12 protein-coding genes and 1 pseudogene are annotated in these 9,753 nt (G+C 69.4%); 6 read left to right on the forward strand and 7 right to left on the reverse strand.

All coding sequences use genetic code 11. From position 1 onward, the window contains the following. Positions 1-16: 16 nt before the first annotated feature. A complete protein-coding gene (locus tag EPL04_RS12135; protein ID WP_134671615.1) occupies positions 17-1,324 on the reverse strand; it encodes an MFS transporter in 1,308 nt (435 codons plus the stop codon). Positions 1,325-1,419: 95 nt separating this feature from the next. Here EPL04_RS12135 and EPL04_RS12140 point away from each other — a divergent pair, with 95 nt between their 5' ends. After that, entirely contained in the window at positions 1,420-2,388 is a 969-nt protein-coding gene (locus EPL04_RS12140; protein WP_134671616.1) for an NAD-dependent epimerase/dehydratase family protein, read from the forward strand. Between the two features lie 2 nt (positions 2,389-2,390). Here EPL04_RS12140 and EPL04_RS12145 read toward each other — a convergent pair whose 3' ends face one another. Further along, positions 2,391-3,065, reverse strand: coding sequence for a CPBP family intramembrane glutamic endopeptidase (locus tag EPL04_RS12145; RefSeq protein ID WP_134671617.1), 675 nt, complete (start codon positions 3,063-3,065; stop codon positions 2,391-2,393). A 193-nt stretch (positions 3,066-3,258) separates the two neighbouring features. Between EPL04_RS12145 and EPL04_RS12150 the strand changes: the two genes are divergently transcribed. Then, entirely contained in the window at positions 3,259-3,735 is a 477-nt protein-coding gene (locus EPL04_RS12150; RefSeq protein ID WP_134671618.1) for a cupin domain-containing protein, read from the forward strand. An 81-nt stretch (positions 3,736-3,816) separates the two neighbouring features. Here EPL04_RS12150 and EPL04_RS12155 read toward each other — a convergent pair whose 3' ends face one another. Genes EPL04_RS12155 through EPL04_RS12170 form a run of 4 tightly spaced genes read right to left on the reverse strand, consistent with a single transcriptional unit; the run spans position 3,817 to position 6,715 of the window. Then, the gene (locus tag EPL04_RS12155; RefSeq protein ID WP_134671619.1) at positions 3,817-4,941 is read right to left on the reverse strand and encodes a hypothetical protein; all 1,125 of its coding nucleotides are present in this window, start codon (positions 4,939-4,941) and stop codon (positions 3,817-3,819) included. Positions 4,942-4,997: 56 nt separating this feature from the next. Next, a complete protein-coding gene (locus tag EPL04_RS12160; RefSeq protein WP_167599468.1) occupies positions 4,998-5,258 on the reverse strand; it encodes a hypothetical protein in 261 nt (86 codons plus the stop codon). A 4-nt stretch (positions 5,259-5,262) separates the two neighbouring features. Beyond that, on the reverse strand, positions 5,263-6,399 hold the full coding sequence (locus tag EPL04_RS12165) for an aminopeptidase P family protein (RefSeq protein WP_134671621.1): 1,137 nt from the start codon (positions 6,397-6,399) through the stop codon (positions 5,263-5,265). A gap of 28 nt (positions 6,400-6,427) precedes the next feature. Next, complete coding sequence (locus EPL04_RS12170; RefSeq protein ID WP_134671622.1) at positions 6,428-6,715, reverse strand: hypothetical protein; 288 nt, start codon at positions 6,713-6,715, stop codon at positions 6,428-6,430. Between the two features lie 145 nt (positions 6,716-6,860). Here EPL04_RS12170 and EPL04_RS12175 point away from each other — a divergent pair, with 145 nt between their 5' ends. Beyond that, on the forward strand, positions 6,861-7,826 hold the full coding sequence (locus EPL04_RS12175; RefSeq protein ID WP_134671623.1) for a transcription initiation factor IIB: 966 nt from the start codon (positions 6,861-6,863) through the stop codon (positions 7,824-7,826). A 61-nt stretch (positions 7,827-7,887) separates the two neighbouring features. After that, complete coding sequence (locus tag EPL04_RS12180; protein ID WP_134671624.1) at positions 7,888-8,175, forward strand: hypothetical protein; 288 nt, start codon at positions 7,888-7,890, stop codon at positions 8,173-8,175. Here the strand turns inward: EPL04_RS12180 and EPL04_RS12185 are convergent. Further along, positions 8,172-8,915, reverse strand: coding sequence for a CPBP family intramembrane glutamic endopeptidase (locus EPL04_RS12185; RefSeq protein ID WP_134671625.1), 744 nt, complete (start codon positions 8,913-8,915; stop codon positions 8,172-8,174). The genes EPL04_RS12180 and EPL04_RS12185 overlap by 4 nt on opposite strands. A 106-nt stretch (positions 8,916-9,021) precedes the next feature. On the opposite strand from EPL04_RS12185, the gene EPL04_RS12190 reads away from it, so the two are divergent. Further along, positions 9,022-9,279 (forward strand): Sec-independent protein translocase subunit TatA/TatB, encoded by a 258-nt coding sequence (locus EPL04_RS12190; RefSeq protein WP_134671626.1) that lies wholly within the window; start codon positions 9,022-9,024, stop codon positions 9,277-9,279. A 94-nt stretch (positions 9,280-9,373) separates the two neighbouring features. Beyond that, positions 9,374-9,753, forward strand: a pseudogene (locus tag EPL04_RS12195) (Fe-S cluster assembly protein SufB); the annotation flags it as partial.

Consider the following 9,753-nt stretch of genomic DNA (forward strand, 5'->3'; position numbering starts at 1 on the left):
GTCGGCCGGCGCGCTCTCACTCGGCCTCGACCGCGCCGGCCGCCGCGGGGTCGGTCCCGTCGCCGTGGCGCCGGAGCACGAACAGCGTCACCCCGACCCCGAGCGCCGCGACCGCCGCGATGGCCCAGAAGGTCGCGCCGAGCCCCCGGTTCTCGATGAGCGCGCCGAACACCGGCGGCGCGATCGAGCTTCCGGTCATGATGCCGACGGTGATGAGCGCGAAGTTGCGCCCGAGGTCCGACCGGGCCGACACCGCGTCGGCGAGCTTCGACCGGGCCGGGCCGCCGAGGCTCCGGACCCCGCCGACCACGAGCATGCAGGCCACCGCGGCCAGCGGCGGCAGTGTCATGGTCGCGACCAGCGCCACGAAGACGACGACCGCGCCGTAGCTGGCGACGATGACCGGCCCGGGCGAGAACCGGTCCGAGAGGTCGCCGCCGACCAGCACCATCACGGCGCCGACCGCGAACATCGCCGAGAGCGTGAGGTTCGCCACGTCGAGGCCGACCCCGTAGCCGTCCTGCAACAGGACGGCGGCGTAGGAGGTGATGCCCCAGCTGGCGGTCGAGACCACGAGCGCGAGCACCGCCAGCGCGAGGATGGCGGGCGAGCCGAGGATCGCCCGGACCTCCCGGCGGGCCGCGGCCCGGATCGCTCCCAGCGTGCGCTCGCCGTCGGCGGACTCGTGTGCGTCCTCGGTGTCGTCGACGTCCGGCGCGGTCACCGCCGGATCGACGTACCGGTAGAGGACGAACAGCATCGAGACGGCGTAGACGGCGCCGAACGCCCCGACAAGCCCGACCGCGTGGCGCCACGTCAGCCCCGGGAGTGCGATGACCGCCGTGAGCGCGACCGGCGGCGCGGCGAACCCGAGGTTCCCGAGGAACGCCCGGATCGAGAACGCCCGGCCGCGGTGGCGCTCGGGGGAGGCCGCCGCCAGTAACGGGAAGTGGACCGGGTGGTGGCCCGCGATGCCGATCCCGAGCAGGGCTTGGCCCACGAGCAGTATCTCGAAGGTGGGCGCGGCCGCGACCACGAACACGCTCGCGGTCGCGAGTCCGAGCGACAGCCCGAGCGTGAGCCGCCGGTCGTAGTTGTCCGAGAGATACCCCCACGGGAGCTGGAACGCGGTGTTGGTGAACCCCTGCACTCCCATCGCGACCCCGAGCAGTGCGAGCGACGCGTCGAACTCCGCCGACAGGATACCGAGGATGGGCGGAAACAGCACGAGGTAGGTGTGGTTGACGAACTCGGCGCCGCCGACGAGTCCGACGACGACGGCGGTCTCGCGGGGCACGTCGGCCAGCGACGGGAGTCGATCCATCGACTCCCTGAATCTGGGAGGAGCCGAGCCAAGTATCCTGCGCTCGCGGTAATCCGTCGCACACGCTTTTGGGGCTGCCGGTGGTGGGTCGAGACATGGCCGATCCAGAGACGGTGCTGGTCACCGGCGGGACCGGGTTCATCGGGTCGTACGTTGCACGAGACCTCGCGGACGCGGGCCACGACGTGGTCGCGTACGACCTCGCGACCGACGTGCGGATCCTTGAGAAGCTCGGGGTCGCCGACGCCGTCGAGGTCGTCCGCGGCGACGTGACCGACCCGACGAGCGTGATCCGGGCGATCCGAGAGACCGGCGCGACCCGCGTCGTCCACCTCGCGGCGCTTTTGACCTCGCTGGCGCGCGAGAACCCGCGGGACGCCGCCCGGGTGAACGTGCTCGGCACGAACAACGTGTTCGAGGCCGCCCGGACGCTCGACGACCAGATCGAGCGCGTGGCGTGGGCGTCGTCGGCGGCGGTGTACGCGCCCCCGGCCAACTACGACGGCGAATGGGTCGACGAGGACGAGCTGGTGTACCCTGACACCCTCTACGGCGCGACCAAAGAGTACAACGAACACCAGGCGAAGGTGTACTTCGAGGACCACGACGTCAGCCACGTCGGGCTCCGGCCGACGGTCGCGTACGGCCCGTACCGCGAGACGGGCGGCTCGGCGTTCCTCGCGAACATCGTCGAGAAGCCGGCGGTCGGCGAGCCGTTCGCGGTCGAGTACGGCGATCAGGTTATCGACTGGCAGTACGTCGAAGACATCGCCCAGGCGTTCCGGAAGGCGGCGTTCGCCCCCGAGTCGGCGCTCGGTCGGCGCGTCTACAACGTCCGGGGCGAGGTGGCGACGATCCGGGAGGCCGCCGAGACCGTCGAGCGCATCGTGCCCGACGCCGACCTCGAAGTGAGCGACGAGGGCGAACTCCCGTGGACCCAGACGCTCGATATGACCGCCGCACGAGAGGATCTGGGCTACGAGCCCGAGTACGACCTCGAAGCCGGGTTCCGGGAGTACGTCCGCGTGTTGCGCGAGGAGCGCGGGCTGGAGCCGGTGGCGTAGTCTCAGCCGTAAACTCGACCGAGGACCGAGAGCGCCCAGACCGCGACGTGCGCCCCGACGACCGGGACCAGCGACCGGCGGCGGAGATAGATCACGGTGAACACCGCCGCCACGGCCGAGATCTGGACGAGATTCCCGAGCGGCCACGCGACGGCGTGGGCGGCGGTGAAGGCGCCCCACGTCACGACGCCGGCGAGAAGCGGGCTCTCGGCGTACTCTACGAGCCGTTCGATGGGGTACCCCCGGAAGAGAACCTCCTCGACGACGCCGGTCGTGACCGCGCGTACGAGCGCGACCGAGAGACCGACGCCCGTAGAGAGCGTCCCCGAGTCGCCTCGAACCGGAAGTCCGAGCGCCGCGACGAGCGGGTCGGTGGCCGCGAAGACGAGCATCGCCGCGGCGGCCGCACCCGCGAGCGCGAGCGCGTCTCCCCGCCTCGCGCGGCGGAACCCGACGCTGGCGAGCGACCTGCCCTCGACGCCGACCGCGACCGCGACCACGCCGACCGCGACGGTCCACTGGACGGCCACGGTGACGAGCGGCGGGGCGTTCAGTCCGAGGACGGTCGACGCCCACGCGTATCCCGGCAGGGCGAGGAGCGAGACCCCGAGGGTGGCGAGCGTCACGGGCGGGACCTGTGCGACCTTCGAGAGCGACGTTCGAACGTCGGTTGTCATCGCTTCGACCGTGGGTCGGCGACTACCTAAAGCGGGGACGCGAGTCGCCGGCCCTGCGACCGCCCCGTGTTTTTAAGTGGGACGTCGCGGACGCGGCGGCCGTCGGCCCCGCTCTCGGTCGCGCTCGTCGGACTCTTCGGGCGCAGGCGCGTCGACCGGACAGTTTTTTCCGAGCGTCGACCAACGAACGCGTATGGAGAAAGTCGCGATCGACGCGGTCGACAACGAGCCCAATCCGATGAACGTCCACCGGATGCGAAAGCCCGTCTCGCGCGCGCTCGGCACCGATCACGTCGCGATGAACTACTTCGAGCTCGACGCCGGCGAGTCGTTTTCGGGCGGGCTCCACCGTCACAACGATCAGGAGGAGGTGTTCTACGTCGAGTCGGGCACCGCGACGTTCGACGTCGGGATCGACCGCGAATCGGTCACCGTCGCGGCCGGCGAGCTGATCCGGTTCCGGCCCGGCGAGTTCCAGAAGGGGTACAACGACGGCGAGGCGACCGTCGAGGGGTGGGCGATCGGCGCGCCCGGCCCGACCCACGACTGGGACGCGCTCCAGTCGCGGGCCTACTGCCCCGAGTGCGAGGCCGAACGGACCCACGACGTCGCGCTCGCGGACGGCGCGTTCGAGCTGACCTGTACCGACTGCGGGACCACGCAGGGCTGATCGGGCCGGCCTCCCTGACGGCGTCCTCGCGGGTGAGCCCTCGGCCGCAGTCCGGACACCCGACGTCCGCGAGGAGCGCTATCAGAACGTGTAGCCGTGTTTCTCGGTGATGTGATACGCGCCCGTGCCCCAGATGTAGTTCTCGCCGGGCCACCACGTCCGAGCGTTGTTGAGCCCGCCGACAAGCACGCCCGCGTCGGGGTTCTCGGGGTCGGGGTGGAAGTTCACAGAGCCGCTGTCGCCGTCCGAGAACCCCGACTCGCGACCCCACTTGATCTGGCCGTTCTTGCAGATGGCGCCGTACGCGCAGGTAAGCCCGTCGACGGCCTGAATCTGTCCGGCGGAGTGGCCGGTCTTCACCCCGATCTTCTGGAGAGGTTCGCCCTCGGCCTTTAGATCGGCGAGCCCGGCCCGGGTGAACTGCCCGAGCACCCGACCCGGCGACACGTCCCGAATTCGGTGGAGGGGCTCGAACTCCTCCTCCGGGGTGGCACAGACCAGATCGGCCTTCGGGAACCCCGCCGAGACCGTCCCGATCCGGGTCCGGTCGCCGTCGAGGAGGTAGAACGGCTCGCCCTGATTGTCCGACCCGCCGAAGACGTGGTTCGCCGTCGCAAAGTACGTCGAGCCGTCCGCGGGGTCCCGCAACGCGGGCGCGAGCGTGCCGAACATCTCGCCGTTGCTCACCGCGACGCTCCCCGGGACGCCCGGGTCGGTCGGCGCGCTCGGGTTCGACAGCTCCTCGGGGTCGGTCTTCCGGCTCCGGGAGTCGACGCGGGTCACCTCCACGGGCACCTGATCGATCGCCTCCGGGACCGCACCCCGGGCCTCCTCGGCGGTGACCTCGACCCGGATGGCGGCGTTCGCGCCGCCGTACTCGCCCGGCTCGACCGCCGAGTTCGCCACGCCCTCCGTGGCGATCGCGCCGAGTCGGTCGTGGGCCGCCAACGCCTCCCGGAAGTCGTCGTACCAGTCGGCCGGGACGGTCTTGTGCCGCGGTCGGAGCTCGCCGTCGTCGCGGGTCAGCCCGTAGACGACCGGTACCTCGTCGTCGTCGGCCGCCAGTACGTCCTCGGTCGTCAGAAACAGCGACGACAGCAGGCCGAACCCGAGCGTCCGTAGCGTGTCCATGAACCGCCGTCGCCCCATCGTCGACACCCGCTCGTCGTGGATTCCCCCCGTTCGTGGTGTGCTCTCTGCGTGCATCCCCCGGTCCCCCAACACCGTACACCGGACGGTCACTTCAAACTGCCTGCCGGGCGTTAGGACGGGAAGCCGATGGTGGCGTCGGTCTCGACCGCGCTCGCGGCGTCGAGGGTACAGACCGCCCCGACCCGGTCGTGGTCGACCGCGACGAGCAGGCGGTCGAACGGGAGTTCGTCCACCACCTCGCCGAGCGGGTCGAGCGCCGCACGGAGGTCGGCGATGTCGGCGTCGTCGGCGGCGGTCACCACGAGCCGGACCGTCTCGCCCGGAATCGGCTCCTCGCGGATCGACCGGACAGCGTGGCTCACGTACGCCATCGGCTCAGAGCGGCTCCCACGTCCGGGGCGAGTCGTTGAGTCGCTCACAGCCGTCCTCGGTCACGACCACGAGGTCCTCGATCCGGACGCCGAACGCCCCGTCGAGGTAGATCCCCGGCTCGACGCTGAACACCATCCCGGGCTCCAGTTCGGCGTCGTTACCGTCGACGACGTACGGCGCCTCGTGGACGTCGAGCCCCACGCCGTGGCCGGTGCGGTGGACGAACCGGTCGCCGTAGCCCGCCTCCTCGATGACCTCGCGGGCGGCCCGATCGACCGCCTCCGCGGGGACGCCGGGCTCGACGGCTTCGACGGCGGCCCGCTGGGCCGCCCGGACCGTCTCGTGGACCGTCTCGTACTCGGCCGGGGGCTCGCCGTCGAACACCACGGTCCGGGTCTGGTCGCCCGGGTAGCCGTCGACGTACGCGCCGAAATCGAGGACCACCGGGTCGCCGCGCCGGATCTCGCGGTCGCCGTGGCGGTGGTGGGGCTTGGCGCCGTTCGGCCCGGCGCCGACCACGGTCTCGAAGGCGACGCCGTCGCCGCCCCGATCGGCGAGCATGCGGCCGATCTCGTCGGCGAGCGCCGACTCGGTCATCCCGACCGCCTCGGCGCCCAGTTCTCGGACCGCGACGCTGACCTCGTCGGCGAGGGCGGCGGCCCGCCGGAGGGCGTCGAGTTCGGCCTCGTCTTTCCGGATCCGGAGGTCGTCGAACACCTCGCTGGCGAGCCCGAACGTCGCGTCCGGGAGCGCGGCCCGGAGGTCCTGTGTGAACCGCGCCCACATGGTGTCGTCGACCAGCAGGCGACCCCCGCGGAGCCCGAGCTCGTCGGCGATCTCCGCGGTCAGTTCGGCGGGGTCCTCGCCGTCGGCCCACAGCCGGACGTCCGGGACCCACGAGGCGTCCCGGATCTGCTCGTCGTACATCTCGGGCGCGAGGAAGACGGGATCGTCGCCGGGTGTCGCCGGGTCGTCCTCGTCGGCGCTCGGCACGAACAGGAACAGGTGGCGCTCCATCGGCTCCTCGCGGAACCCCGCGGCGTAAAAGAGGTTCGCGCTCGGGAACAGGACGGCCGCGTCGGCGCCGACCGCCGCAAGCCGGCGCTGACAGCGTCGGGTGCGGTCTTCGAAGACGTTCATGGCCGGGCGTTGGTCGGGGCCCGGCTTATCAGTACTGCTCGGCTTCGAGCTCTTCGAGGTGCTGTTCGAGGTCGGGGTACGCCTCGACGTCGACGAAGCCGTACTCGCCGCCGCCGTAGAACGTCTCGGGGAGTTCGCGCTCGACGAGCATCGAGTCGGGGTCGGCCTCGACGTGGTTGACCTTGTCCATCGGGACGACTCGGACGGAGTCGGTGCCGTCGAGACAGACCAGCGCGTCCTCCCGGACGAGGACCGCGTCGAATTCGAGGGGGTCGTACTCGTCTACCGCGTAGACGGTCGGTCGTGACGATGCCATGTGCGTGAGGGCGTCGGGAACACGTATAAATCCCGGGCTCGACCGCCGAGACCAACGGTCCGACGACGCGGCCCCGAGAACCACGAAACCGGTATCGGAGTTCGCGGAGGGTTTATCTATCAAAGTCGCGTACGGTTATAGACTCATGACGGGGCCCATTCGCCAGCGCGAGCGAGAGCAAGCCGCCGAGACCACCGCAGAGGAGTCGGAGGGGGTCGAAACGTGTCCGGAGTGTGAGTCGAAATCGCTCGTGGCCGACGCCGGGGGGAGCGAGGTCGTCTGCGAGGACTGCGGGCTCGTCGTCGAGGAGAACAACGTCGACCGGGGGCCCGAGTGGCGGGCGTTCAACCACTCCGAACGCCAGGAGAAGTCCCGGGTCGGTGCCCCGACCACCAATACGATGCACGACAAGGGGTTGACGACCACCATCGACTGGAAGGACAAAGACGCCTACGGCCGGTCGATCTCCTCGAAAAAGCGGAGTCAGATGCACCGACTCCGAAAGTGGCAAGAGCGCATCCGCACCAAAGACGCCGGCGAGCGCAACCTCCAGTTCGCCCTGAGCGAACTCAATCGGATGTGCTCGGCGCTCGGCGTTCCCCGGTCGGTTCAGGAGGTCGCGTCGGTGATCTACCGGCGCGCGCTCAAGGAGGACCTGATTCGGGGGCGCTCGATCGAAGGGGTCGCCACCGCCGCGCTGTACGCCGCCTGCCGGAAGGAAGGCATCCCGCGAAGCCTCGAGGAAGTCGCCGAGGTGTCGCGGGTCGAACGCAAGGAGATCGGCCGCACCTATCGGTACATCTCCCAGGAGCTCGCGCTCGGGATGGAGCCGGTCGACCCCAAAAAGTACGTCCCCCGTTTTTGCTCGGAGCTCGAACTGACCGAGGAGGTCGAGAGCAAGGCCAACGAGATCATCGACGTGACCTCCGAGAAGGGACTGCTCTCGGGCAAATCCCCGACCGGCTACGCCGCCGCCGCCATCTACGCCGCCTCGCTTTTGTGCAACGAGAAAAAGACCCAGCGGGAGGTCGCCGACGTCGCGCAGGTGACCGAGGTCACCATCCGCAATCGGTATCAAGAGCAGATTAAGGCCATCGGACTTTACAACTGAGCGACCGTAGCCACCGTGGGCCCGGCCGTCTCCGACGGGACGGGGTCGACGACACCAAACGATGAACACAGAGACAGACGAGCGATTCGAACGACTGCTTGGCGAAGCCTTCGGGACCGACGCACCGGGCACGCGGGTGGTCGCGCGACAGGCCCGCGATCTGGCGGACTCGGGGCAGTTCCGAGCTGACGCGGGTCGAGAGCTGACCGCGGGCGAGGTCGTCGAGAACCTCGACGACGCGCCCGACGGGCTCTCGCTTCCCGAACGGTGGAACTGGTGGATGGGTGCGCTCGAACTCGCGTACGGCGGCTACGATCGGTTTCGGGTCGTCCGGTGGGCCGGCGCCTAGAGGACGGCGAGTCCGACCCCGCCGGTGGCGGCCACGTACGCGCCGTAGAACTGGACCGCGTTGAACGCGCCGTGAATGAGCGACGGCACAACCAGATTGTCGGTCGCCTCGTAGGCGAACCCGAGGATCGGCGAGAGGACCAGCAGGATGGCGAGGTACGCCAGTTTGCCCTGCCCCTGCAACGAGAAGATGTGGATGCCGGCGAAGATCACGCTGGCCGCGCCGATGGCGAGCGCGGGGCCGAACACCTCCCGGAGCCGGCCCTGCACCACGCCCCGATAGAGCAGTTCCTCGCCGGGACCGATGAACAGGAACGACATCGGGATCAAGAACAGGTAGACCCGGGGGTCCTGCTCGGCGTACTGTTCGACCGTGTTCGACGCCGATTCGACGCCGAGCGACGCGAACACCGCCGAGATGGCGACCAGCCCGCCCAACAGCGCGAGGAGCCCGCCGATCGACCACGCCACGTCCCGTAGCGTCGGGACGCGGGCGCGGACGAACCCGAGTCCGCGGTCGGTGTACCGGAGGTACGCGAGCGCGAACGTGCCGAACGCGACGCCTTGGCCCATGACGGTCGAGAGCCCGAGCAGGAGCGTCGGGCGCTCCATCAGCGGAATACCAGCGACGATCAGCGCCAGCGAGGCGACCGTGACTAGGACCGACGCGAACGCGAAGCCGCCGACCCCGAGGCCGGTCGCCGCCAGAATCGTCCGGCCCTTGGAGGATGCTACGTCCATTCGGCCGGGAGTACGAACCCCACTCACTTGAAGGCCACTCGTACGGTCCGAGCCGGGCGCGACAGGGGAAAAGCCTACAAGTGAGGCCGGAAACGTTGAGGTAGAGATGACGCAACTGATTCCGCTGTTCGGCCCGATTCCCGGCGGGATGGAGATGATGGTGATCCTCCTCATCGCCGTCCTGCTGTTCGGGGCCAACAAGATCCCGAAGCTCGCCCGCTCGACCGGCGAGGCGATGGGCGAGTTCAAGAAGGGCCGCCAGGAGATCGAAGACGAGCTCGACGAGATGAAAGACCCGGACGTCGAACCCGACGCCGACCCGACCGCCACCGACGCCAACGCCAACGTCGAAACGGAATCGTAGTTCCATACGTTTCGCGGCGTTCGTAACTGATTTCGGTTTCTTCGCGCCCGTATTCGGCCACGAAGTTAAGAGGCTTCGGTACGCAGTTACGCGTATGAGTACCGACGAGGAGCTTCAGGAGACCAACACCGAGGAGCGCTTCGAGTTCAAAAAAGAGGAGAGCTCCGCGCTCAAGTCCGGCAAGGGCCTCACCGAGGAGGTCGTGCGGCTGATCAGCGAGGACAAAGACGAGCCCGACTGGATGCTCGACCGGCGCCTGCGTGCGCTCGAGCACTACCAGAACATGCCGTTGCCCACCGACTGGCCCGGCCAGCCCGACCTCACCCAACTCGACATCGAAGAGATCGTCCCTTACATCCGCCCCGATGTCGACAAGCGCGAGGGCGCCGACAGCTGGGACGACCTCCCCGAGGACATCCAGGACACCTTCGAAAAACTCGGCATTCCCGAGGCCGAGCGCAAGGCCCTCTCCGG

This window comes from Halorussus marinus (assembly GCF_004521895.1).
Lineage (GTDB): Archaea > Halobacteriota > Halobacteria > Halobacteriales > Haladaptataceae > Halorussus > Halorussus marinus.

Coding starts and splice junctions, on each gene's coding strand:
- EPL04_RS12190 (WP_134671626.1), top strand. CDS start 9,022: ATGACGCAACTGATTCCGCTGTTCGGCCCGATTCCCGGCGGGATGGAG.
- EPL04_RS12135 (WP_134671615.1), bottom strand. CDS start 1,324: ATGGATCGACTCCCGTCGCTGGCCGACGTGCCCCGCGAGACCGCCGTC.
- EPL04_RS12155 (WP_134671619.1), bottom strand. CDS start 4,941: ATGCACGCAGAGAGCACACCACGAACGGGGGGAATCCACGACGAGCGG.
- EPL04_RS12170 (WP_134671622.1), bottom strand. CDS start 6,715: ATGGCATCGTCACGACCGACCGTCTACGCGGTAGACGAGTACGACCCC.
- EPL04_RS12185 (WP_134671625.1), bottom strand. CDS start 8,915: ATGGACGTAGCATCCTCCAAGGGCCGGACGATTCTGGCGGCGACCGGC.
- EPL04_RS12160 (WP_167599468.1), bottom strand. CDS start 5,258: ATGGCGTACGTGAGCCACGCTGTCCGGTCGATCCGCGAGGAGCCGATT.
- EPL04_RS12165 (WP_134671621.1), bottom strand. CDS start 6,399: ATGAACGTCTTCGAAGACCGCACCCGACGCTGTCAGCGCCGGCTTGCG.
- EPL04_RS12140 (WP_134671616.1), top strand. CDS start 1,420: ATGGCCGATCCAGAGACGGTGCTGGTCACCGGCGGGACCGGGTTCATC.
- EPL04_RS12150 (WP_134671618.1), top strand. CDS start 3,259: ATGGAGAAAGTCGCGATCGACGCGGTCGACAACGAGCCCAATCCGATG.
- EPL04_RS12180 (WP_134671624.1), top strand. CDS start 7,888: ATGAACACAGAGACAGACGAGCGATTCGAACGACTGCTTGGCGAAGCC.
- EPL04_RS12175 (WP_134671623.1), top strand. CDS start 6,861: ATGACGGGGCCCATTCGCCAGCGCGAGCGAGAGCAAGCCGCCGAGACC.
- EPL04_RS12145 (WP_134671617.1), bottom strand. CDS start 3,065: ATGACAACCGACGTTCGAACGTCGCTCTCGAAGGTCGCACAGGTCCCG.